Below are 21,393 nucleotides of genomic sequence, written 5' to 3'. Positions count from 1 at the left end.
TCTTCCCCCGCCTCGGCGGGTATGCTGCCCCGGTAAGCCAGGGAGAGCGCGATGGGGCGTATGCGGATCATTCTAGCGGGCGGCGTCGCCCTGGGCGCCGCGCTGCTGGTCGGAGTCGCCGCGGCCGACACGCCCTGGAAGGGCTACCTGAACGGCTCGCCGCCGGACACCACCACCGTCGTGCCGCCGCCGCCGGAGGCCGGCTCGATCCGCGCCGAGACTGACCGCGCCATCTTCCGCCAGACACGGGCGTTGAAGGGCACGCCGCGCTGGGACATGGCGGTCCAGGACGTCGACGAACGCAAGATCGTCCATGGCATGCGCTGCGCCATCGGCGTCGAACTGGACCCGACCAATGCGCCGAAGCTGACGGGACTGCTGACCCGCGTCGCGCCGGACGTCGGCCGGGTGACCAACATTCCGAAGGACAAGTTCCAGCATAAACGGCCCTACCTCGTGGACGAGGGCGACATCTGCGTCGAGAAGACCGAGAAGCTGGCCGCCAGCCCGGACTATCCCTCTGGTCATACGACCTGGGGCTGGACGGTGGGGCTGCTGCTGGCCGAGCTGGCGCCGGATCGTGCGCCGCAGATCCTGCAGCGCGCCCGGGCGTTCGGCGAGAGCCGCGTGGTCTGCGGCGTGCACAACGCCAGCGCCGTCGAGGCCGGCCGCACCAACGCCGCGGCGCTGGTCGCGGCGCTGCACGCCTCGCCGGCCTTCGAGGCCGACATGGCGGCCGCCCGGTCCGAACTGGATCGGGCGCGCCAGACCCTGCCGAAGGCCGCGAACTGCGACGCCGAGGCGGCCCTGCTGGCCAAGCCTGTCTGGTAGCTGGGTGCGGCGAGCCGCCTCGGCGGCTTGCCTCGGGCGGTCGGGGTCTCTACCTGTTGGCCATGGTTCATTCCCATGCCTGCGCCCACGACCATGACCGCCCCGGCCTGACCGGCGGCGTGCTGTCGGCCGAGCTGCAGGCCGCCGAGGCCCGCTGCGAGGCGGCCGGCCAGAAACTGACCTCGCCGCGCCGCCGAGTTCTGGAGCTGCTGCTCGAAGCCGGTCAACCGGTGAAGGCCTATGATCTGATCGCCGCCTTCGGGGCCGACGGCGAGCCCGCCAAGCCGCCGACCGTCTACCGGGCGCTGGAGTTCCTCTCGAAACAGGGGTTCGCCCACCGCATCGAGAGCCTGAACGCCTACATCGCCTGCGGCGGCGCCGCGGACGGCCACGCCGCGGCCTTCCTGATCTGCGATTGCTGTGGTCGCACGCGCGAGATCGCGCCGGTCGGGGCGGACGAGATCACCCGGCTCGCCGGGACCCAGGGCTTCACCCTCAAGAGCCTGACCGTCGAGGCCCACGGCCTCTGCAACGACTGCGAGGCCTGAACCCGGTGGCCGAGGGGGCGGAGATCTGGCGCGGGGGCGTCAACACCTGGGAATGCGACGAGATGGGGCACATGAACGTGCGCTTCTACGTCGCGCGCGCCATGGAGGGTCTGGTCGGGCTCGCCGCCGAACTGGGCCTGCCTCACGCGTTCACTGATCATTCGACCTCGACCCTGCTGGTTCGCGAACACCATATCCGCTTCCTGCGCGAGGCGCGGGCCGGCGCGGCGCTGCATATGACCGGCGGCGTGGTCCAACTGGGCGAAGATGACGCCCGCCTGCTCCAGCTGCTCTGGCACAGCGAGACCGGGGCCCTCGCCGCGACCTTCCAGACCGTGGTCGTCCATGTCACGCCCGCCGACGGCCGCGCCTTCCCTTGGAGTGCGGCGACCCGCGCCCGGGCGGACCGGTTGAAGGTCGAGGTTCCCGAACAGGCGACGGCGCGAAGCGTCTCGCTGGACCCGGTCGAGCCGATCGCGAGCCTGGCCAAGGCCGATGAACTGGGACTGGTCCGCATCGCCCAGGGCGCGGTTGCGCCCGGCGACTGCGACGTCTTCGGCCGGATGGCGGCCGAGCAGTTCATCGGCCGGGTCTCCGACGGCATTCCCCGGCTGGTGCGCGGTTTCCGCGAGACCGTCAGCGGGGCCGCCGAGGAGACGCCCAAGCGGGTCGGAGGGGCCGTGCTCGAGTATCGGCTCGTGCATCTGGACTGGCCGCGCGCCGGCCAGCGTTTCGAGATCCGTTCCGGCCTGAAGTCGGCGGACGCCCGCACCAAGACCATGATCCACTGGATGCTCGACCCCGACACCGGCAAGGCGTGGGGCACATCGGAGGCGGTGGCGGTGACCTTCGATCTGGACGCCCGCAAGATCGTCCCGATCAGCGACGCCGCCCGGGTCGAGCTGATGAAACAGGCGACGCCTGGGTTGGCGCTGTAGGGGCGTTGCGGGGGCGCGTTGCGTCCTTCGAGACGCTCGCGTGAAGCTCGCTCCTCAGGATGACGAGTTCAGCAAATCGCCACTCACTTTCGTCATGGTGAGGAGCCGGCCCTCAGGCCGGCGTCTCGAACCACGCATGAACTACCTCGCCGCCTTCAGCAGTTCCGCCCGCACAAGATCCGGTCGTTCCATCGGCAGGAAGTGACTGGTCCCGGGCACGACCTCGATCTCGGCGCCGGCGGCCAGCACCGCGGGTTCATGAATTTCAAACTGGGCGGTGGAGCCGATCTCGGCCTTCAGAATGCGGATATTGGCCCGGATGTCCGGAATGCCGCCCACGGCGTCCGGTGAGGGCGTCGAGAAGTTGGCGCTCTCCCATGTCGGCGCGCAGGCCAGCCGCATGCCGCCGCCCTCGGCCTCGACCAGGCCGTCCGCGAGGTAGTCGCGCAGCGACTCCTCGGGCCAGGTCTTGAACGCCCCGCGTCCGCGATAGCCGTCGAAGGCCGCCTGGCGGTCGGCGAAGGTCGCGCGCCGCTTCAGGGCGCCGACCGCGAGCGGGGAGTTCCGCATGCCGTCCTCGCCGAACAGCGCCGCCCGTTCAGGCGTGATGATCACCGGATCGAACAGCACCAGGCGTTTGGCGGCGTCGGCGCATTTCGCGCTGGCCAGCAGGCAGGCGGTTCCGCCCATCGAATGGCCGGCCAGCACGGTCGGGGTCTCGCCCACGGCGTCGAGGAGGGCGAGCAGATCGTCGCCGTACTGTCGCCAGACGTTGCCGACGAAGGGCTGGGCGGGGAGCGTGGTGCGGCCATGGCCGCGCTGGTCCACCGCCAGGATGCGCAGCTGGTCGCCCAGGGGCGCGAAGATGGAACGATAGGTTCCCGCGTTGAAGCCGTTGGCGTGCAGGAAGACCACGTCCAGCGGACGGTCGGCCGGGCCGAACTCCAGGGCGGCCATGTCGCCGCCCTGGAGGACGAGAGCGCGTCGGCGCGCGGGCGAGAGATCCGGCAGGGAAGCGAAGGTCATCGCGCCTGCCTAGACCGCTCCCGTCGCGTCAGTCCACCGGCTTCAGATCCGGGTCAGGTCCCAATGGCCGTTCGACTGCCGGCAGGCGCGATAGCGCTCGCTCTCCGAGCCGTACTTCTTGGTGTAGATCGTCTGGGTGATCCGACGACAGTCGCCGGTGTCGCCGCCGCGAGGCCGGACGACCGACTCCGAGACATAGCCGGTGGCGTAGCCGTTCTGGCCGACCAGCAGCCAGGGCTGGCCGCGGACCTTGGCCAGGACCTGGAAGTCCTGTCCCCCCGGCAGCTGGCCGACGACCTTGCCCTTGGTGGACGGCGTGCCGCGCAGGTTGACGGTGTTGTTCGTCCGCCACCAGCCGCCGCCGCCTTCCCAGGACGACTGGGGCGAGACGCCGCCGGCGAAGCTGACGTTCTGCAGGCGGTAGGGTTCGCCGTAGCCGTCGCCGTAGCTGCTCCAGGGCTCCACGGACACGTCGCCGCGGGAGCCGGTCTGCGGGTTGCGCCAGTTCTGGGCGTAGCCGGTCTGCAGCGCCTGTTCGAGCGCCGCCTCGGCCTTGCGCTGGTCGTCTTCCTGGATCTTGCAGCCGATGGCCGAGCCGGCGGCCGCGCCCAGTCCGGCGCCGACGGCGGCGCCCAGTCCGCGCTCCTTCTTGGCGATCTGGCTGCCCACGAGCCCGCCGACGATGGCGCCGATGACCGCGCCGCCTTCCTGTTTGCCGCCAGCGGAATCGCAGCCGAAGATGCCCCGCGCCTGGGCGGCGCCCGGAAGCGCCGCGGCGGCGACCAGCATGATCGACGCTGTGATGATGGACCGCATGTCTCGTCTAGCTCCTGTATGAACCCGACCCCCGACGAGGACGGCATACTGGCACGATCTGCGTTTGAGTCACGCTCCGGAAAACACCTGAGCCGCTCAAAACCCCGTGCGAATACCTGCGAGCACTTGGCAAACCGGCGGTCGGCGGCGGGCAGGCATCGGCGTTGGCTTTCGTCGCGTCATTCCGCGACACTGGCGAAAACACCGGGAGATCCGCCATGACCGCCGCCGCCGTCCTCGCCGCCGACCAGGCTGACTGGACCTGTTTCGACGTTTCCATCGACGCCGGGGTGGCGCACATCCAGCTGAAGCGGCCCGAGGCGATGAACACCATGAACAAGGCGTTCTGGCGCGAGCTGCCGGCGATCGTGCGGGATATCGACGACAACGCCCGGGCGCGCTGCATCGTCATCTCCTCGACCGGCAAGCACTTCAGCGCCGGCATGGACCTGTCGGTGTTCGACGGCGTCGGCGACCGCGACGGCGGACCCGTCGACCGTCATGTGGCCGGCGAGAGCTTCCGTCGGCACGTGCATCATCTGCAGGACACCTTCACCTGCCTGGACCAGGCGCGGATGCCGGTGATCGCGGCGATCCAGGGCGGCTGCATCGGCGGGGCGGTCGATTTCACCAGCGCCTGCGACATCCGCTACTGCAGCGCCGACGCCTTCTTCACGATCATGGAGATCAACATCGGCATGACCGCCGATGTCGGCACCTTTCCGCGGCTGTGCAAGCTGATCCCGGAAGGCTGGGTGCGCGAGCTGGCCTACACCGGCGGTCGCCTGCCGGCCGAGAAGGCCCGCGAGATCGGCCTGGTCAACGCGGTGCTGCCCGACCATGAGGCCGTCGTCGCCCATGCCCTGGCCACGGCCCGCGAGATCGCCTCAAAGTCGCCGTTGGCCGTCGCCGGCAGCAAGGTGATGATCAACTACGCCCGCGACCACACCATCGCCGACGCCCTGGACTACATCGCGCTATGGCAGGTGGGCATGTTCTCCGGCCCCCACATGGCCGAAACCTTCGCGGCCAAGGCCCAGAAGCGCGAACCGTCGTTCCCGGACCTGCTGCCCCTGCGCAAGGGGTTCTAGCGCCAGCCGGAGGCCTTGGCGGCCTTCTCGGCGGCGGCGTCGGCCGGCTGACCGGCGATCATGCCCTCGACCGAAGCCATGACGGCCGGCGAGGCCTGGGAGGCGGCGGTGCGATAGTCGCCGCCCTTCGCGGGCGCGCCGGCTTCGGCCATCTTCACCTGCCACCGGCCCTGCGCCTGGCAGGCGACGCCCGACAGGTCGGGGGCGGTGAAGCTGCGGCACCAGCGGTTCGAGCGGTCGCGGAAGGTCAGGCCGATCCGGATCGAGGCGTCGGCGGGCTGGGTCGCGGCCAGGCGGGACTGCAGCGCCGCGTTCAGCGCGCCGGTCGCCCGCAGGCGGTTGTCGACCAGCCCGGTTTCGGGGCGCGGCGTGAACATTCCGACGCCGACGCCGACGACCAGGGCCGCCGCCAGGCCCGCCCAGCGCGTGTCGAGCTTTGGAAACGAGGGGCGGGCGGTCTTGGGCTTGGGTTTCGGTTCGGCCCGCTTGGCGCGCGCCGCCTCCAGCGAAACCACGGCGGCGGCGGGGCGCACCATCCGCACCAGATGCTCGGGCGGCGGCTCTTCGGCGGCGTCGGCGAAGGCTTCATGGATCATGGCGCCGACCGCCCGATGCCGGCGCAGGCGCTCGGCGACCTCGGGATCCTCGGCCAGGGCCGCCTCCACCCGCGCCCGGTCCTCGCGCGACAGCTCGCCGTCGATGTAGGCCAGCAGAAGTTCGTCGGAGATGGTCACGGCGTCAGGCCTCCAGCAGCCCCATCAGGGCGACCCGACCGCGCACCAGCCGGCTGGTCAGGGTGCCGGCGGGAATCTCCAGCACTTCAGCGGCCTCGGCATAGGACAGACCTTCGACCAGCACCAGGGCGACCGCCAGCCGCTGCTCCTCGGGAAGCTGGCTCATGGCCTGGGTCACCGCCAGGGCGGCGTCCCTCTGGGCGGGGGAGGCCGTCCCGGGGTCGGCCACCGCCTCGGCGTCGCCGTCGACCGCGACGAGCCGCCTGCGGCTGCGCGACCGGGCCTCGTCGATCCAGGCGTTCTTCATGATCCGCATCGTCCAGCTGTCCAGCCGGCTGCCCGGCTGCCATTGCTCCCGCCGCGCGAGAGCCCGCTCGAGGGTGATCTGGACCAGGTCGTCGGCGTCGGCGGCGTCGCGCGCCAGGGCGCGGCCGAAACGCCGCAACCTGGGCAGCAATCCGATGATCGAGTCCTCGAACCGGTCCAAGCTTCACCTCTACGGGGATGAAACGACCGAACGCGCGCGTTTCATCCATGAAGAAGCAGATATCCTGCGCCGCCCGTCCGCAAGAGCCTAGGGATCAAATGCCGCTGAGAATGCCGAAAGTCCTGGCCGGGCTGCTGCTGACGGCCTTCCTCGCCGCGCCGGCCGCGGCGCAGTTGCCGGGCGTCGGAGGGCTGCCGCTGCCGTCGACGCCGAGCCTGCCCGACCTTGGCCGCCTGCCGGCTGCGGTGGAGGGCGCGGTGGAGGGCGCGGTCGGCGACGCGCGCAAGCTGGCCGACCTGCGCCGGCTGCGGCTGGAGGATCTGGTGCGCCGGAATCGCCGCGAGCTGGACGTCGATGATCGCGGCGCGCCCATCGTGCGCGGCCGGGTCCTGGCGGTGTCGCCGAGTCCCGAGGGGCTGGAGGCCGCTCGACGAGCCGGGCTCTCGGTGCTGCGGGAAGAGCGGATGGACGACCTGGGTCTGGTGCTGGTCACGCTGGCCGTTCCGGCGGGCCAGGACGCGCGGCGCGCCGTCAAGCGCCTGCGCCGGGCCGATCCCGAGGGGCAGTACGATTTCGACCACCTCTATGACGGCGCGGGAGCGACGGCCGTCGGCGGCTCTGTCGCGCCGGCGGCGTCGAAGGCTGGGGGCGCGCGGGCGTCCTCTCTTCGCCTGGGCCTGGTCGACACCGGCCTGGACGCCGCCCATCCCGCGTTGGCCGGCGCGCAGATCGAGCAGCGCGGCTTCGCGCCCGGCGGCATGAAGCCCGCCGCGCATGGCCTGGCCACCGCGTCGCTGATGGTCGGGGCTTCAGGCGCCTTTCGGGCGCCGGCCGCCGGCGGGACCTTGCTGGTCGCCGACGTGTACGGCGCGGGCCCGACCGGCGGCTCGACCGAGGCGCTGCTGAGGGGGCTGAACTGGCTGGCCGGCGGCCGGGTCGAGGTCGTCAACATCAGCCTCGTGGGCCCGGCCAACGGGGCCCTGCATGCGGCCGTCCGCGGACTGACCCAGCGGGGCGTGGTCGTGGTGGCCGCGGTCGGCAACGATGGTCCGGCCGCCCCGCCGCTCTATCCGGCGTCCTGGCCCGAGGTGGTGGCGGTCACGGCCGTCGATGGCAAGGACCGCGTCCTGCTGGAAGCCGGCCGCGCGGCGCACCTCGATTTCGCCGCGCCGGGCGCCGACATGGTCGCGGCCGTCCCCGGGGGCGGGTTCGCGCCGGTCCGGGGCACCTCCTTCGCCTCGCCCATCGTCGCCGGCTTGCTGGCCGAGCGCATGGCCTCCGGCCTGGACGGCCGCGGGGCTGTCGAGGCCTTGGCCGGACAAGCCCGGGACCTGGGCTCCAGGGGGGCGGACAAGACGTTCGGTCGGGGCCTGGTCGGAACGGCCCACCGCACGCCGCCGGCGGTGATGCGCGGGCGCTGACCAAGAAAATCACCGGCGTCGGGATGAAAGCCGCAGGCGCCGTCGTTGTCCCTTTCGAGAGGCGCAGAGAAGCGCCCCGATCAAGGAGACATCTCATGCGGAACACCCTCTTTCTCACGGCCGCCTGCGCTCTGCTGGCCGTCGCTCCCGTGGCCCAGGCCCAGATCCTCGGCGGTTCGGGCGGACTGGGCGGCAGCCTGGGCGGTTCGCTGCCCGGAGGGCTCGGCGGCGTGACCGGCTCGATCGGCGGCGCGGCGCGCGGCGGTCTTTCGGGGCCGGATCTGGACGGCGCGACCTCGCGTGTCGGCGACGCGGCCGAGCGCACCCGGGCCCGGGCCGAGCGTCGCGCCGCAGCGGCGCAGGAGCGTGCTCGCCGGGCGGCGGCGCGGACGGCTGAAACCGCGCGGAGCATCGATGTTTCGGCGGAAGGCGCGGCGTCTGGTTCGGCGGACGGCTCGGGGACGGGTTCGGCCTCTGGCTCGGGCGACGCGCGGGCGTCGGCCGGCGAGGCCTCGTTCGGCGGGTCGGCGACCGGCGGCGGCGCGTTCGACGCCGCCTCCGCGGTCCGGCAAGGCCGTGCGGCGGCGGACTCGGCGCGGGATACGGCGACCACCGCCTCGCGCTCGACCGCTGTCCGGGGCTCGGCCTCCGGCCAGGGGCAGGGGGCGGCGGAAACGAGCCGTCGCCGCGCCGCGCAGCCGACGACCGAACAGCAGAACTGAGGGACGCCGAAGGGGTCGGCGCGCGGCCGGCCCCTACTTCCTGCCGTTGATCTCGGCCACCACCTCGGCCGTGAGCCGGACCTTGATCCGGTCCACCTCGTCATTGTCGGGCAGGTTGTTGGCGCCGGCGTGGAACACGTCCTCGCCATAGAGGAGACCGCTGCACAGCGGGATGCGCCAGAGGCTGCAATCCGCGACCGGGTGATCGCGCATGCAGGCGGCCATGCCCGCCCGGGCGGACTCGCGGGGCGTTCGCCCAATCCCCTTGTAGATCTGCTTGCGGGGGCCGATCGCGATCACCTGGCAGGAGTCCGCGAAGGATCCGATCGAGACACATTTGTGGCCGGTCTGCTTGTCGCAGTGGTTCAGCGCGGCCTGTTCGGCCTCGGTCGGGGTGTAGAAGCCGTTCGCGGAGTAGAGGGCGGAGCGTTCGGCGTCGGTGACGTGGATGCCGTAGAGCGGCCGCATCGGAATCCGCGGCATCATCTGGATCTGCGGCTGCGACACCGACGGGAGCCCGCGCTGCGCCGGCGCGGTGTTCTTGCGCGCGCACAGCGGGAAGGCCGCCTGGCTCGGGGTGGCCGGGACCATCCCCACGATCACCTCGTCCGGCCCGGGACCGGAGCCGGGGCAGGGATAGGGCTGGGCCGACGCCCGGTCGGGCATCGCGGAGAACGCGGCCAGAGCCGCCATCGAGGCGGCCAGGGTGAACAGCAGGCGTTTCATGTCGCTCTCCCTCGTCTAGAGCCAGCCTCGCCGGCGGAACAGATACAGCGGCACGGCCATGGCGATGATCATCGCCAGCAGCGCCATCGGGTAGCCCAGAATCCAGTGCAGCTCCGGCATGTGCTCGAAGTTCATGCCGTAGATCGACCCGATCAGGGTCGGGGGCATCAGCACGACGGCCCAGACCGAGAACAGCTTCATGATCTCGTTCTGGTCGGTGTTGATCAGGGCGGTCGCCGAATCCAGCAGGAAGGTCACGTTCTCCGTCAGGTAGGCGGAGTGGTCGGTCAGGGACTGCACGTCGCGCTGCAGCGTTCTCAGCCGGTCGCGATGGTCCCGCGCGCTGGCGACATCGCCGGACAGGGAGGCGAAGGAGACCAGCCGGCCCAGGCTGACCAGGCTGCTGCGCGCCTTGGCGGCCAGCGACTGGCTGTGGCCGAGCCGGCGCAGGATCGGCTTGAAGCCGCCCTTGCGCGTGGGGATGAAGATGTCGTGCGAGATCTCCTCCACGTCGGCGGAGGTCTTCTCCAGGATGTCGGCGATGCGATCGACCAGGGCGTCGAGCAGGCCCAGGAAGGCGCCGGCGCCGCTGAGGCAGAACTCGGGGTCGCGGATCGCCTGGGCGGCGTAGGCCTTGAAGGCCTTGGGCTCGATATAGCGGATCGTGGTGACGATGCCCTTGGCCAGGACGAAGGTGACCGGCTGCAGCGCCGGCGCCTGATCGTCGGCGCCGACCAGCACGAAGGCGGTCATGAAGGTCGCGCCGTCTTCCTGATAGAGGCGCGAGGAGACCTCGATCTCGGCCATCTCCTCACGCGTCGGCAGTTGGAGGCCAAGGACGCGCTCGGCGGCGAGTTCTTCGTCACGCGTGGGATTGTTCAGGTCGATCCAGGCGGCGTCCGGCGGCAGGGTCCAGTCGGGGCCGACGGCCTCGATGTCCTGCAGCCCGCGGCCAGCCGTTCGAAGCACCCTGAGCATGAAGACAGTCCCTCTGGTCCGCGCCCCATGGAATGGGGCGCGCCGGAGGGGCCGTCAATGCGGTTGGATCAGTTGTCGCCTTCGGTCGTCGCCGGGACGGTCGCGGCCGAGGCGGTCTGGCCCTGGCTGGTCGCGGCCTGGATCAGGGCGGCGATCCGGTCGGTGGCGTCGGCGGCCTGGTTCAGGACGCCCATCGGCGAAGGCAGCGGATTGACGCCGTTGACCGCCTGGTTGGCGGCGGCGCGGGCCAGCTGGATGCCCTGGTTCGACCAGTAGCGCGGATCCGTCTGGGCGAGGCGCTGAGCCTGGGCGTTCTGATAGATGAAGCCGTGCGTCGGATAGGTCGAGGTGCCGATATCGCGGATGGGGTCGTACCAGACCTTCACCTGCGACCAGTCGCCCAACGGGGAGACGTCGATCACGGTCACGTCGCGTTCGATCTGACCGCGGGCGCCGCCGATTCGGGACCAGTTGGCGTGGGTGATCTGGATGACGCGGTCGGTCAGCACATGGCTGACGACGGCGACATGGCCGAGCTGCATCTTGCCGGTCGGTTTGAAGGCCAGCACGGCGCCCAGCCGCGGGTCGCGGCCGGTTTCGTACTTGCCGACGGCCTGTCCCCACCAGGTCCTGGCGTCGCCATAGATCTGGATGCCCGACAGAAGCCGGGCGAAGGGCACGCACTGCCAATAGTTATCGGCCAGAGCATTCGCCGTGGGCGCAAGGCTCATCACCGCTGCGGCGGCCAGGGAACCCAGCAGGGCTCTCGTCCGTTGACGCATCCAGGATTACTCCCCCGTCACACTAGAGGTGGGAGATACCATCTCACGCACGAATGAAAAGAGTCTTTTCACGCGGCGACGGTGGTCGCCCGTCGAGTCCGCCAGGCTTCCGCCATGAGTTTCATGCGGGCGCGGGCGGGCTTTTCGATCAGATGATACGAGGCGGCCGACAGTGGAACGACGCTGGCGATAAAGATTATCCACAGCCCGAGCGGCAGCTTTTCATCGGTCAGATTCAAGAATTTCGCCGCGGCGTTCACGAAGACGATCTTCCACGGAACGCAGATCATGTAAGTCGAGTAGCTGATCTCGCCCAGGTAGACGAAGCCCGACTGCGAGGCGAAGCGCGAGCCGTGCTGGGCAAGGCCCGCCAGCGACAGGATCAGCACTCCGAAGAAGGCCACCGCGACCAGGTCCGGCGCCCCCAGAACGGTCGCCGCGACCACGGCGGCGCCTGAAATCAGGGCGCCGACGGCGGCCTGGGCGACGCTCTTGACCGCGCCGGATTTCCACAGGCTGTGCATGGCGCAGCCGAGGGCGAAGCAGGGAACGATCCGCAGCGCGCCCCAGGCGATGGTGGCCTGGGTCAGCGACTTGCCGGTCAGGGCCTGGAAGGTCGGATAAAGAGTCGCGATCGCCGCCAGGGTCAGGCCGGCCAGCAGCCAGGGCCGCCTGCGCAGCTTCCAGGCGATGAAGGCGAAGGCCGGGAAGGTCAGGTAGGCGAACCACTCCGCCGAGATCGACCAGGACGGGTGGTTGAAGGCCGCCGACGGCGCCAGGCCCCAGGCCTGCAGCAGCAGCAGGTTGGCCGGCAGCGAGCGCCAGTCGAGAATGTTGGCGTCGACGCCGAAGCCCGCCAGCCCGGCGACGACGCCTAGGCCGATCATGCCCAGCAGCGTGGCCAGGTGCAGCGGATAGACCCGCGCGAGCCGATTCCACAGGAAGTCGCCGTACTTGAACCGGCCCTCGCCGAAGGCGGTCAGGTAGACGTGACAGAGAATGAAGCCCGACAGGGTGAAGAACAGCTCGACCCCCAGGTAGCCCTTCTCGACGAAGGCCGGCGAGAATCCCACGTCCAGCTTGGGCCAGTAGTGGAACAGCACCACCCAGAGCGCCGCGAAGAAGCGCAGCGATGTCAGCGGACGGATGTCGGCGGCGTCCTGCATGTCGGGGGTCTCCCTGTCTCGAACCGGGGCTTTTCGAGCTCCCGCGAAGCGCGACTGCAACTCTCGCGCCGAGCGAATGTCCGAATTCGGTTCACCCGGCCGTTTCTGTCGCTACGATAGCGGCCATCGGTTCATCAGACGTGAAAGGCCTGAAATCCCACTATGGACAGCTTGTTGCAGCTCGCCGCCGACCCCGCCGTATGGGCGGCGCTCGTCACCCTTGTGGTGATGGAGGTCGTACTCGGCATCGATAATCTCGTCTTCATCTCCATCCTCTCGAACAAGCTGCCCGAGCATCAACGCCAGAGCGCGCGCCGGATCGGCCTGTCGCTGGCGCTGATCATGCGCATCGCGCTGCTGTTCTCGATCGCGTGGCTGGTCGGTCTGACCAAGCCGGTGTTCGACCTGGGCTTCCACGGCGCCGTCGGCGCGCACGGCGAGCCGACCTTCGACACCGCCTTCTCCTGGCGGGACCTGATCCTGATCGCGGGCGGTCTGTTCCTGCTCTGGAAGGCGACCAAGGAAATCCACCACAGCGTGGATCCCGCCCCGACCGGCGACGTGATGGACACCAGCAAGGCGGTGATCTCGAATTTCGGCTCGGCGATCTTCCAGATCATCATGCTGGACTTGGTGTTCTCGATCGACTCGATCCTGACCGCCGTCGGCATGACCGATCACGTGCCGGTCATGATCGTGGCCGTCGTCATCGCCGTGGCGGTGATGTTCCTGGCCGCCGATCCGCTGGCCAACTTCATCAACAACAACCCCACCGTGGTCATGCTGGCCCTGGGCTTCCTGCTGATGATCGGCCTGGTGCTGATCGCCGACGGCTTCGGCGTCCACGTGCCCAAGGGCTACATCTACGCCGCCATGGCCTTCTCGGCTCTGGTCGAGGGCCTGAACATGTGGTCTCGCGCCAACCACGCGAAGAAGGCCAAACAGGCCGCCGACGGCGAGGCCAAGGGCGACTAGGCCCCCGCCTCGCGGCTGGACTTCGGAAGGGCGCGGTCTCCTAGGGGCCGCGCCCTTCTTCTTTGGTTCAGAGAAAGCTGTAGGGGTCGACGTCCAGGGTGACGCGGATCTGGCCCGGCGGCCGAGCGCGGGCGCGCCAGGCGGCGAGGAAGCCCTGCAGGTCGACCGTGCGGTCGGCCCGGACCAGGAACCGCTTGCGCCGCCGTCCGCGCACCAGCGCCAGCGGCGCGTCGGCTGGGCCGAAGATGTCCACCCCCTCGGCGTTGGGCGCGACCGAAGCCAGGTTGCGGACGTAGGTCTCCAGCGCCGCCGGGTCGGGCCCCGACACGATGATCGCCGCCAGCCGTCCGAACGGCGGCAGGGCGGCCAGCTCCCGCCCCATCATCTCCGCCTCAACGAAGGCGTCGCGATCCTGGTCCTTCAGGGCCTGCATCACCGCATGCTCGGGCGCGTAGGTCTGCAGCAGGGCTCGGCCGGGGCGTTCGCGACGCCCGGCCCGTCCGCTGGCCTGGGCCAACAGCTGGAAGGTCCGCTCGCCGGCCCGCAGGTCGCCGCCGCGCAGGCCGAGATCGGCGTCGACCACGCCCACGAGGGTCAGGTTCGGGAAGTCGTGGCCCTTGGCCGCGGCCTGGGTGGCCACCAGCACGTCGATCTCGCCGGCCGCCATGGTCGCGACCAGTGTCCGCGCGCCCTCGGCGTCGAACACGGTGTCGGACGAGAAGACGGCCACCCGCGCCTGCGGGAACAGCGACCGCACCTCCTCCTCGACCCGCTCCACGCCTGGCCCGATCGAGACCAGGCTGTCCTGGGCCCCGCAGTGAGGACATTTGTCCGGGCGCGGCATCGAGAAGCCGGTCAGGTGGCAGACCAGGCGGCCGGTGTACCGGTGCTCGACCAGCCAGCTGTCGGTGTCCGGCGCCTTCATCCGCTCGCCGCAGGCGCGGCAGAGGACCAGCGGCGCATAGCCCCGGCGGTTGAGGAAGAGCAGCGTCTGCTCGCCGCGCTCGAAGGTCTCGGCCATGGCCCGGACCAGCGGCGGCGACAGCCAGCGGCCGGTCTCCGGCGGGGTCTCGCGCATGTCGATCAGCTCGACGTCCGGCAGCTGCGACGCCCCGTGCCGCGCCGCCAGCCTCAGCCAGCGATAGCGGCCCTGGCCGGCGTTCCACAGCGTCTCCAGCGACGGCGTCGCCGAGGCCAGGACGACGGCGCATTTCTCAAGATGCGCCCGGGCCACGGCCAGGTCGCGGGCCTGGTAGATGAAGCCCTCTTCCTGCTTGAACGAGCCGTCGTGCTCCTCGTCGACGATGATCAGCTTGAGGTTGGCGTAGGGCAGGAACAGCGCCGAGCGTGCGCCGACGACGATCCGCGCCTTGCCGGAGGCGACGCCCTCCCACACCTGCCGCCGGCGGGGCGGCGGCACGGCCGAGTGCCATTCCGCCGGCATCCCGCCGAACCGGGCCTGGAAGCGGGTCAGCACCGCCTGGGTCAGGGCGATCTCAGGCAGCAGCACCAGCACCTGGGCGGTCGGATCGGCCGCCAGGGCCGCGGCGACGGCCTCCAGATAGACCTCGGTCTTGCCCGAGCCGGTCACCCCGTCGAGCAGCGCCGACTGGAAGCCGCCGGCGTGGACCATCTCGACCAGCACATCGGCGGCCGCGCGCTGGCCGGGGTTCAGGACGGGGCCCGGCGAGGCCAGGTCGAGGTCGTCGAAGCGGATGTCCGGCGTCTCCAGCCGCACGGCCAGCGCGCCCTCGTCGACCAGCCCCTTGATCACGCCCGCCGACACGCCCGCCTTGGCGGCCAGGTCGCTCGGGGGCAGCGGCCCTTCGGCGGCGGCTGCGATCGCCTTCTCCCGCGCCGGCGTCATCCGTCCAGGCGCCTGGCCCGTGGCTTCCAGCAGCCTGGCTGGCTTGGGCCGGGGCGCCCTCAGGCCGCGCAGGGCCATGGCCAGCGGCTGTCCGGGAACATCGACGGAATAGCGCGCCGCCCATTCGACGAAGCGCAGCGTGCCCTCCGGCAGGGCCGGATCGTCGAGCTTCTCCAGCACCGGCTTCAGCGGCCGGTTGCCGCCCGCGCCCTCGCGCAGGGCGCTGACCACGCCCCGCGCCGTCCGCGGGCCCAGGGGCACGGCGACATGGTCGCCGATGGCCAGCTCCATGCCCTCCGGCTCGGCATAGTCGAACGCCTCGGGCAGGGGCATGGGCAGAAGGATGGAGGCGATGCGCGTCACAGGTAGTTCCATACGCCAAGAGCAGCTAAAAGCAGCCCCATGCAGCTGTTTCTCGACACCACCGACACCGCCGTCCTGAAGGACCTCGTCGCCACCGGCCTGGTCGACGGCGTGACCACCAACCCGACTCTGATCGCCAAGTCCGGCCGGCCGATGGCCGAGGTCATCGCCGAAATCTGCGATCTCGTCGAGGGGCCGGTCAGCGCCGAGGCCGTTGCTGTCGACGCCGAGGGCATGCTGGCGGAAGGGCGCAAGCTGGCGGGCATCGCCCCCAATGTGGTGGTCAAGGTGCCGCTGACCAGGGCCGGCCTGATCGCGACCGCCGAGTTCGCCCGCGAAGGCATCCAGACCAACGTCACCCTGTGCTTCTCGGCCGCCCAGGCGCTGTTGGCCGCCAAGGCCGGCGCGACCTACGTCTCGCCCTTCATCGGCCGCCTGGACGACCAGACCAACGGTTCGGGGATCGAGCTGATCCAGACGATCCGCACCGTCTACGACAACTACGGCTTCGACACCGAAATCCTGGCCGCTTCGATCCGCACGGCCGCGCATGTGACCGAATCCGCCCTCGCCGGGGCCGACTGCGCGACCCTGCCGCCGGCGGTCTTCGAGTCCCTCTTCAAGCACCCGTTAACCGAGACGGGGCTTCAACAGTTCCTGAGCGACTGGGCGAAGACCGGCCAGTCGATTCTGTAGGGGAACGGACGACCGCTCCCCAAGGGCTGTTCAGGGGCGGACCATGAGTGAGGCGAAGCGCAAGGAATCGGCGACGGAAGAGCTCCGCCGCGTTCTGCGGGCCCATCCGCACGTCATCCGGGACGACGTCGAGCTGCTGGCCGACCTGGGCCTGCGGGTGGACGCCGCCAATCTCGTCGACTTCGGGCCGGCGGCGCTGGCCCGCGTCAACGCCGCCCACAAGCGCGAATCGAAGGTCCGCAAGCAGCTCGAGGCTACGGCGCGGGCCAACTTCGCCGCCCAGGCCCAGACCCATGCGGCGGTCATCGACATGCTGGAGGCCCGCAACCTCTCGGACCTCGCCCGCCGGGTGGACGAGATGGCGGCGCTGCGGTTCGGGCTGGTCGGGGCGGTGATCGCCATCGAGGGGCCGGAGCGGACGCCCGCCGGCTGGCACGCCCTGGTCGAGGGGCAGACCGACCTGATCCTGGGCCCGCAGCGCCTGCATCGCATGGGCTTCCACGCCCCGGCCCGGGGCCTGTTCGGCGCCAAGGCGGACGAGGTCCGCTCGATGGCCATGGTCCGGCTGGCGATCTGGGAGCCGGCGCGCCAGGGCGTTCTGGCCTTCGGCTCGCCGGACGCGGAGGGGTTCACCAAGGACATGGGCGCCGAGCTGGTCGCCTTCCTGGCTCGGGTGCTTGAACGGACGGCGGAGCGATGGCCGGTGCTGTGACCACTGCGCGCGAGGCCATGCAGGCCTGGCTGGACCACCTCGCCAACGAGCGGCGGGTCTCGCCGCGCACGGTCGAGGCCTATCTGGGCGCGGTGCAGCCCTATCTGTTCTTCCTGGAGCAACATCGCGGCGAGACCCTGAGTCTGGCCGCGACGGGAACGATCACGCCGGCCGAGGTCCGCGCCTATCTGGCCCACCGGCGCGGTGGCGACCGTCCGCTGTCGGCGCGGTCGGTGTCGCAGGCGCTGTCGGCCATCCGCTCCTATCACGCCTTCCTCGATCGCCGTCTCTCCACGCCCAACCCCGCCCTGACCCTGGTGAAGGGGCCCCGCGTGAAGCCCGGCGCGCCGCGCCCGGTCAGTGAGGACAACGCCCGCGGTTTGATCGAGGAGGCCGCCCAGGATCCCGACCGCGCCGAATGGGAGGCCGTGCGTGACGAGGCGGTGCTGACCCTGCTCTGGGGCTGCGGCCTGCGGATCAGCGAGGCGCTGTCGGTGAAGCGCTCGGATGCGCCGCTGGGCGACAGCCTGCGCATCCTCGGCAAGGGCTCCAAGACCCGGATCGTGCCGGTGCTGCCGGCCGTGCGCGAGGCCGTCGACGCCTATCTGGCCGCGGTCCCCTTCGCCCTGGCGCCCGATGAGCCGCTGTTCCGCGCCCCGCGCGGCGGGCCGCTGAGCCCCCGTCACGTCCAGGCGCGGATGCAGACCCTGCGTAGTCGTCTGGGCCTGTCCGACCGCGCCACGCCGCATGCCCTGCGACACAGCTTCGCCACCCACCTGCTCGGCGCCGGCGCGGACCTCCGCTCGATCCAGGAACTGCTCGGCCACGCCTCGCTGTCGACGACGCAGAAGTACACGGCGGTGGACGCGGAGGCCCTGCTGGGGGCCTACGCCAAGGCGCATCCGCGGGCCTAGCGCCGCTCTTCCTAGTCATCCTGGGCTGGCGCGCAGCGCCGGATCGAAAGACCCAAGGCGGGCCAGCGCGGATCGCCCCTGCGTCCTTCGACACGCGCTCTTCGAGCGCTGATCAGGATGGTTGGGGAGAGAGAATGAACGCGAAACCGGCGGCCCGCGGCGCCTTGAAGGAGGCGCCGCGGGCCGCCATGGCCTGACCCCCCAGTCAGGCCGCGTCCGCGGTCGTCGTCGGCTTCGTGGTCAGGTCGCGATCAACCAGGGCCTGAAGCAGCGCCGCCAGACGGTCCGCCTCGGCCTGGAGCCGTGCGACGTCGCGGTCGTGCGGCAGGTCGGTGCGGATCGTCGGCGGCGAGACGGCGACCTGGACGAGGTTGGTCGCCTCGTTCGGGTCGGTGTGGAGGTCGTACATCTCCCACTGGTCGGCCTCGACGCCGTTAGGGTCGAAGTAGCGGGCCAGCTTGAAGCCCTTGGTCCGGACGCAGTGGATGTTGTTGGGCTGGCGGACGGAGCCTGGGGCCAGGGCCACGGGATCGTTGCGGCCGACGCCCTCCCGGACGGCCTCGACCACCGCGTTGAAGACCACGAATTCCTTCTCGCACTTGATGTTCTGCGGGTTGTCGAGCGGCGGCAGCGGGGCGGTGATCTCGTCGGTGGTGACGAACAGCACGCCCTGGCGCTCGCGGCCGTCGGGTTCGGTGACCGTCGTGGTGTCGCCCTTGAGCAAGCCCGACAGGTCAACGCCCGGCAGCGGCGGCACGTCCTTGTGGCGGCCGAGCTGCAGCATCAGGTGGCGGGTCCGCTCGCGCCAGTCCTGATCTTTGCCCGCCAGGCCCAGGATGGTCGGCACGATGTCGATGTGGCTGGTGAGTTCGTCGAGCTGATGCTGGGCGGTCGAGGTCATCGACGGCGGGAAGCGGACGACCACTGGCACATGCAGCGCCTCCTGATAGGCCGTGTGCCACTTCTCGATCATCATGCCGTGGGCGGCGGCGTACTCGCCGTGGTCCGCCAGGAAGACGACGATGGTGTTGTCGGCCTGGCCGGTCTCTTCCAGCGTCCGCAGCACCGCCGAGATGTGCCCGTCCACCACGGCGTGGAGCCAGGCGTAGAGCTGGATGAAGTTCAGCGCCGACTGGTTGGGATCGTCCGAAAGCTGGAACGGGATGGGGCCCTGCAGGGCGATGGCCGCGGCCTCGGCGGTCGCCTTCTTCATGTCGGTCGGATCGGTCCGATGGACGACGTTGAAGCCGGTTTTGGAGTTCAGGGCCAGGCTGACCTTGTAGGAATAGTCGAACTGGCAGGCCGGCTTGGTGGACAGGTCCTCGTTCTGTGTCGGCGAGGCCGTGGCGCAGGCCTGCGGAAAGCCCAGCGGATTGAGCGGGACCTTGGCCGTCCCCTGGGTGGGCGGCGGCGTGACCTGGCCGCCGAGCGGGATGGTCAGGGACTGGAAGATCGACTGGGTTCCCGAACCGTCGGGCGTCGGCAGGGCCTGGGCGATCACCGCCGGATAGGTCGCGATGTCGTGCGGGTTGGTGAACGAGGCCACCGCGAACCAGGGCAGGGTCTCGTTCGGCCCCGCTGCGTAGGGGTCGACCTGCTGCTCCTCGGCCAGCACCCGGTTGTAGTCGTCGGCCAGGGCCTGGCGGCGCAGGAAGGCGCAGACCGAATCGGTGAAGCCGGCGTCGCGATAGACGCCGAGGTTGTTGGGCGCCGCCCCATGCGGTTCGGGCCAGGATTCCTCCCAGTTGTCGAAGCCGAAGGTCTCCAGCGAATGATCCGGCGGATTGCTGACGTGCCATTTGCCGAAGTAGTGGGTCGTGTAGCCGGCGTGGCGCATCCAGGTTCCCAGCGTCGGGACGCCGTCGGCCTCAAGCCAGGGGAAGTTCGGGGAGTCGCCGCTCTTGAACAGGCCGTCGGTCTGGGTGACCCCGGTGCGGGTTCCATACTGGCCGGTGTAGATCACGGCCCGGCTGGGCGTGCAGGCGCTCGATGCGATGGTGTGGTTGCGCAGCACCACCGAATTCTCGCGCAGGGCCAGCAGGCCGGGGAAGTAACGGGCGTAGGGGTTGGTTTCGTCGACCTCGCCCTGGAAGCCGAGGATGTCCTTCAGCGGCTGGGCGAAGCCGGCGTCGGGACCATAGGAGAAACGCGGAAACCGGTACTGGTCGCAGGTGATCAGCAGGATGTTCGGTCGCTTGGCGGTCATGTCCGTCTCCCCGTGGCGTTGCGCCGGGGCGGCCGGGACGTCCGGCCGCGCCGGTGAAGAGAGGGCGGAACGACCCATCCACGGGTCGATCACTTACCCATGGGTAACTAAATCACATCTCGCCAGGGTTGTGGAGTCGCTTTTGGCGCGAACCGGCGCCTAGAGCCTGGCCGCCAGGTGGCTGCGCAGGTCGTGCAGCGTCGCCACCGGCGTCCGGTCGGGGAAGGCTTCGGCCCCGAGCGCCCAGAGCCGCTTGCCGAGGTCATGCTCCGACAGGCCGGCGGCGAGCAGGGCGTCGACCTCGGCGATCGCCGTCTCGACCCGTGTCCGGCTCCAGTCCTTCAGCAGCGCATCGATGGTCGCGCCCCAGCCCGGACCAGCGGCGACCACCTCCTGACGGAAGGTGGCCAGCAGGCCCGGCAGCTCGACGAAGGCTTCCAAAATCGTATCGCTCACGCCAGTTTCCCCCTTGCCCAGACTCCGGCTTCCTCGATCGCCCGGCGGCCCGCGCCCAGCCATTCGGCGAAGGCGTGCCAGACGTGAATCATCTCCGGCCAGATCTCGACCCGCACCTCGACCCCGGCCAGCCCGGCCCGCTCGGCCAGCAGGGTGGCGTCGCTGGCCAGAATCTCCTGGCTGCCCGCGTGGATCAGCATCGGCGGCAGGTCGTGCAGGTCGGCCAGGGCCGGTGAGGCCAGCGGATGGCCCGGGCCTTCGCCCTGCAGATAGGCGTCGGCCATGTCCTGAAGCCCCTCCCGGGTGAGCATCGGGTCATGCAGCACGGCGGCGTAGGCGGCTCCGGTCTGCGCGAGATTGGCCCAGGGGCTGATCGCGAACAGGCCGGCCGGCTGCGGCAGGCCGCTGTCGCGGATGGCGATGGCCGTGGCGATGGTCAGACCGCCGCCGGCGCTGTCGCCCGCGATGATGATGCGGCCCGGCTCAACGCCCTCGCCGAGCAGATGGCGGTAGGCCTTCACCGCATCGTCGACCGCGGCAGGGAAACGATGCTCGGGCGCCAGCCGATAGTGAGGGACCAGGGCCGGGCAGCCGATCGCCGACGCCAGTCGCGCGGCCAGGGGGCGATGGCTGCGGGGACTGCCGACGCAATAGCCGCCGCCGTGCAGATAGAGCAGGGCGCGGTTCGGCGCCGCGCCGGCCGGCGTCAGCAGCTCAGCCTCCAGTCCGGCGATGTCGACGCTCTCGACGGCCAGGCCGTCGGGGAGCTTCGCCGCCGCCCCGAAGGCGTCCATGCCGGTGCGACGGTCCTCCCAGCCGCCAGGGCCGTTCTCGACGTCGCGCAGCTGGGCCAGCAGCTCGCGCACGGCGGTGATCTCGACGTCCCGCCAGACGGGCGCCCCATGAGTCATCGTTCTCTCCCTCGTCTTTTTAGGAGA

General features: G+C 70.5%; 22 protein-coding genes. 10 read left to right on the top strand and 12 right to left on the bottom strand.

All coding sequences use genetic code 11. From position 1 onward, the window contains the following. Positions 1 to 60 precede the first annotated feature (60 nt). From CSW64_RS20130 to CSW64_RS20120, 3 genes are all read left to right on the top strand, one after another. Entirely contained in the window at positions 61 to 831 is a 771-nt protein-coding gene (locus CSW64_RS20130; protein ID WP_099623774.1) for an acid phosphatase, read from the top strand. Between the two features lie 62 nt (positions 832 to 893). Further along, a complete protein-coding gene (locus tag CSW64_RS20125) occupies positions 894 to 1,379 on the top strand; it encodes a Fur family transcriptional regulator (RefSeq protein ID WP_099623773.1) in 486 nt (161 codons plus the stop codon). Between the two features lie 5 nt (positions 1,380 to 1,384). Beyond that, positions 1,385 to 2,317 carry a thioesterase family protein gene (locus CSW64_RS20120; protein WP_425430356.1) on the top strand — a complete coding sequence of 311 codons (933 nt, stop codon included), beginning with the start codon at positions 1,385 to 1,387 and terminating at the stop codon, positions 2,315 to 2,317. A gap of 141 nt (positions 2,318 to 2,458) precedes the next feature. Here CSW64_RS20120 and CSW64_RS20115 read toward each other — a convergent pair whose 3' ends face one another. Beyond that, positions 2,459 to 3,343, bottom strand: coding sequence for an alpha/beta fold hydrolase (locus CSW64_RS20115; protein WP_245863778.1), 885 nt, complete (start codon positions 3,341 to 3,343; stop codon positions 2,459 to 2,461). Positions 3,344 to 3,385: 42 nt separating this feature from the next. Then, positions 3,386 to 4,159 carry an SH3 domain-containing protein gene (locus tag CSW64_RS20110; protein ID WP_099623772.1) on the bottom strand — a complete coding sequence of 258 codons (774 nt, stop codon included), beginning with the start codon at positions 4,157 to 4,159 and terminating at the stop codon, positions 3,386 to 3,388. Between the two features lie 218 nt (positions 4,160 to 4,377). On the opposite strand from CSW64_RS20110, the gene CSW64_RS20105 reads away from it, so the two are divergent. Beyond that, positions 4,378 to 5,250, top strand: coding sequence for a crotonase/enoyl-CoA hydratase family protein (locus CSW64_RS20105; RefSeq protein ID WP_099623771.1), 873 nt, complete (start codon positions 4,378 to 4,380; stop codon positions 5,248 to 5,250). On the opposite strand, the gene CSW64_RS20100 is transcribed toward CSW64_RS20105, so the two are convergent. Together CSW64_RS20100 and CSW64_RS20095 are read right to left on the bottom strand one after the other, a co-directional pair. Next, the gene (locus tag CSW64_RS20100) at positions 5,247 to 5,984 is read right to left on the bottom strand and encodes an anti-sigma factor family protein (RefSeq protein WP_099623770.1); all 738 of its coding nucleotides are present in this window, start codon (positions 5,982 to 5,984) and stop codon (positions 5,247 to 5,249) included. The two genes, CSW64_RS20105 and CSW64_RS20100, sit on opposite strands and share 4 nt — an antisense overlap. 4 nt (positions 5,985 to 5,988) lie before the next feature. Beyond that, the gene (locus CSW64_RS20095) at positions 5,989 to 6,471 is read right to left on the bottom strand and encodes a sigma-70 family RNA polymerase sigma factor (RefSeq protein WP_099623769.1); all 483 of its coding nucleotides are present in this window, start codon (positions 6,469 to 6,471) and stop codon (positions 5,989 to 5,991) included. A gap of 110 nt (positions 6,472 to 6,581) precedes the next feature. On the opposite strand from CSW64_RS20095, the gene CSW64_RS20090 reads away from it, so the two are divergent. Both CSW64_RS20090 and CSW64_RS20085 read left to right on the top strand, forming a co-directional pair. After that, entirely contained in the window at positions 6,582 to 7,892 is a 1,311-nt protein-coding gene (locus CSW64_RS20090; RefSeq protein WP_245863777.1) for a S8 family serine peptidase, read from the top strand. A 95-nt stretch (positions 7,893 to 7,987) separates the two neighbouring features. After that, positions 7,988 to 8,614 carry a hypothetical protein gene (locus CSW64_RS20085; protein ID WP_099623767.1) on the top strand — a complete coding sequence of 209 codons (627 nt, stop codon included), beginning with the start codon at positions 7,988 to 7,990 and terminating at the stop codon, positions 8,612 to 8,614. 33 nt (positions 8,615 to 8,647) lie between these two features. On the opposite strand, the gene CSW64_RS20080 is transcribed toward CSW64_RS20085, so the two are convergent. From CSW64_RS20080 to CSW64_RS20065, 4 genes are all read right to left on the bottom strand, one after another. Then, positions 8,648 to 9,340: a DUF4189 domain-containing protein gene (locus CSW64_RS20080; RefSeq protein ID WP_099623766.1), complete on the bottom strand. Its 693-nt coding sequence runs from the start codon at positions 9,338 to 9,340 to the stop codon at positions 8,648 to 8,650. Positions 9,341 to 9,355: 15 nt separating this feature from the next. Then, entirely contained in the window at positions 9,356 to 10,318 is a 963-nt protein-coding gene (locus CSW64_RS20075; protein WP_099623765.1) for a magnesium transporter CorA family protein, read from the bottom strand. 68 nt (positions 10,319 to 10,386) lie between these two features. Beyond that, positions 10,387 to 11,100 (bottom strand): CHAP domain-containing protein, encoded by a 714-nt coding sequence (locus CSW64_RS20070; protein ID WP_099623764.1) that lies wholly within the window; start codon positions 11,098 to 11,100, stop codon positions 10,387 to 10,389. A 68-nt stretch (positions 11,101 to 11,168) separates the two neighbouring features. Continuing rightward, positions 11,169 to 12,266, bottom strand: a complete 1,098-nt coding sequence (locus CSW64_RS20065) for an acyltransferase family protein (RefSeq protein ID WP_099623763.1) — start codon at positions 12,264 to 12,266, stop codon at positions 11,169 to 11,171. 162 nt (positions 12,267 to 12,428) lie between these two features. Here CSW64_RS20065 and CSW64_RS20060 point away from each other — a divergent pair, with 162 nt between their 5' ends. Next, positions 12,429 to 13,241, top strand: coding sequence for a TerC family protein (locus tag CSW64_RS20060; RefSeq protein WP_099623762.1), 813 nt, complete (start codon positions 12,429 to 12,431; stop codon positions 13,239 to 13,241). A 67-nt stretch (positions 13,242 to 13,308) separates the two neighbouring features. Here the strand turns inward: CSW64_RS20060 and CSW64_RS20055 are convergent, their stop codons facing one another. Next, on the bottom strand, positions 13,309 to 15,471 hold the full coding sequence (locus CSW64_RS20055) for a primosomal protein N' (protein WP_099623761.1): 2,163 nt from the start codon (positions 15,469 to 15,471) through the stop codon (positions 13,309 to 13,311). Between the two features lie 39 nt (positions 15,472 to 15,510). Between CSW64_RS20055 and fsa the strand changes: the two genes are divergently transcribed. The 3 genes from fsa to CSW64_RS20040 are packed head-to-tail and all read left to right on the top strand — an operon-like array spanning position 15,511 to position 17,793. Further along, a complete protein-coding gene (fsa, locus tag CSW64_RS20050; RefSeq protein WP_099623760.1) occupies positions 15,511 to 16,167 on the top strand; it encodes a fructose-6-phosphate aldolase in 657 nt (218 codons plus the stop codon). A gap of 43 nt (positions 16,168 to 16,210) precedes the next feature. Next, a complete protein-coding gene (locus CSW64_RS20045; RefSeq protein ID WP_099623759.1) occupies positions 16,211 to 16,879 on the top strand; it encodes a DUF484 family protein in 669 nt (222 codons plus the stop codon). Continuing rightward, positions 16,864 to 17,793, top strand: a complete 930-nt coding sequence (locus tag CSW64_RS20040) for a tyrosine recombinase XerC (RefSeq protein ID WP_099623758.1) — start codon at positions 16,864 to 16,866, stop codon at positions 17,791 to 17,793. Before CSW64_RS20045 ends, CSW64_RS20040 begins: the two co-directional genes overlap by 16 nt. A gap of 205 nt (positions 17,794 to 17,998) precedes the next feature. On the opposite strand, the gene CSW64_RS20035 is transcribed toward CSW64_RS20040, so the two are convergent. The 3 genes from CSW64_RS20035 to CSW64_RS20025 form a co-directional block, all read right to left on the bottom strand. After that, positions 17,999 to 19,999 (bottom strand): sulfatase-like hydrolase/transferase, encoded by a 2,001-nt coding sequence (locus CSW64_RS20035; RefSeq protein ID WP_099623757.1) that lies wholly within the window; start codon positions 19,997 to 19,999, stop codon positions 17,999 to 18,001. A 159-nt stretch (positions 20,000 to 20,158) separates the two neighbouring features. Continuing rightward, positions 20,159 to 20,455: a hypothetical protein gene (locus CSW64_RS20030; RefSeq protein ID WP_150131457.1), complete on the bottom strand. Its 297-nt coding sequence runs from the start codon at positions 20,453 to 20,455 to the stop codon at positions 20,159 to 20,161. Next, positions 20,452 to 21,366, bottom strand: a complete 915-nt coding sequence (locus CSW64_RS20025; protein ID WP_099623755.1) for an alpha/beta hydrolase — start codon at positions 21,364 to 21,366, stop codon at positions 20,452 to 20,454. Before CSW64_RS20025 ends, CSW64_RS20030 begins: the two co-directional genes overlap by 4 nt. Positions 21,367 to 21,393: the final 27 nt, after the last annotated feature.

The organism is Caulobacter mirabilis (assembly GCF_002749615.1).
In the GTDB taxonomy this organism is placed as follows: Bacteria; Pseudomonadota; Alphaproteobacteria; order Caulobacterales; family Caulobacteraceae; genus Caulobacter; species Caulobacter mirabilis.
The sequence above is the reverse complement of the archived record's forward strand: the minus strand, read 5'-3'. Positions and strand labels throughout refer to the sequence as shown.

Excerpts from the sequence above, each read along its gene's own strand:
- CSW64_RS20130 (WP_099623774.1), top strand. The coding sequence starts at position 61 with ATGCGGATCATTCTAGCGGGCGGCGTCGCCCTGGGCGCCGCGCTGCTG.
- CSW64_RS20125 (WP_099623773.1), top strand. The coding sequence starts at position 894 with ATGGTTCATTCCCATGCCTGCGCCCACGACCATGACCGCCCCGGCCTG.
- CSW64_RS20115 (WP_245863778.1), bottom strand. The coding sequence starts at position 3,343 with ATGACCTTCGCTTCCCTGCCGGATCTCTCGCCCGCGCGCCGACGCGCT.
- CSW64_RS20110 (WP_099623772.1), bottom strand. The coding sequence starts at position 4,159 with ATGCGGTCCATCATCACAGCGTCGATCATGCTGGTCGCCGCCGCGGCG.
- CSW64_RS20105 (WP_099623771.1), top strand. The coding sequence starts at position 4,378 with ATGACCGCCGCCGCCGTCCTCGCCGCCGACCAGGCTGACTGGACCTGT.
- CSW64_RS20090 (WP_245863777.1), top strand. The coding sequence starts at position 6,582 with ATGCCGAAAGTCCTGGCCGGGCTGCTGCTGACGGCCTTCCTCGCCGCG.
- CSW64_RS20085 (WP_099623767.1), top strand. The coding sequence starts at position 7,988 with ATGCGGAACACCCTCTTTCTCACGGCCGCCTGCGCTCTGCTGGCCGTC.
- CSW64_RS20080 (WP_099623766.1), bottom strand. The coding sequence starts at position 9,340 with ATGAAACGCCTGCTGTTCACCCTGGCCGCCTCGATGGCGGCTCTGGCC.
- CSW64_RS20075 (WP_099623765.1), bottom strand. The coding sequence starts at position 10,318 with ATGCTCAGGGTGCTTCGAACGGCTGGCCGCGGGCTGCAGGACATCGAG.
- CSW64_RS20070 (WP_099623764.1), bottom strand. The coding sequence starts at position 11,100 with ATGCGTCAACGGACGAGAGCCCTGCTGGGTTCCCTGGCCGCCGCAGCG.
- CSW64_RS20065 (WP_099623763.1), bottom strand. The coding sequence starts at position 12,266 with ATGCAGGACGCCGCCGACATCCGTCCGCTGACATCGCTGCGCTTCTTC.
- CSW64_RS20060 (WP_099623762.1), top strand. The coding sequence starts at position 12,429 with ATGGACAGCTTGTTGCAGCTCGCCGCCGACCCCGCCGTATGGGCGGCG.
- fsa (WP_099623760.1), top strand. The coding sequence starts at position 15,511 with ATGCAGCTGTTTCTCGACACCACCGACACCGCCGTCCTGAAGGACCTC.
- CSW64_RS20045 (WP_099623759.1), top strand. The coding sequence starts at position 16,211 with ATGAGTGAGGCGAAGCGCAAGGAATCGGCGACGGAAGAGCTCCGCCGC.
- CSW64_RS20040 (WP_099623758.1), top strand. The coding sequence starts at position 16,864 with ATGGCCGGTGCTGTGACCACTGCGCGCGAGGCCATGCAGGCCTGGCTG.
- CSW64_RS20035 (WP_099623757.1), bottom strand. The coding sequence starts at position 19,999 with ATGACCGCCAAGCGACCGAACATCCTGCTGATCACCTGCGACCAGTAC.
- CSW64_RS20025 (WP_099623755.1), bottom strand. The coding sequence starts at position 21,366 with ATGACTCATGGGGCGCCCGTCTGGCGGGACGTCGAGATCACCGCCGTG.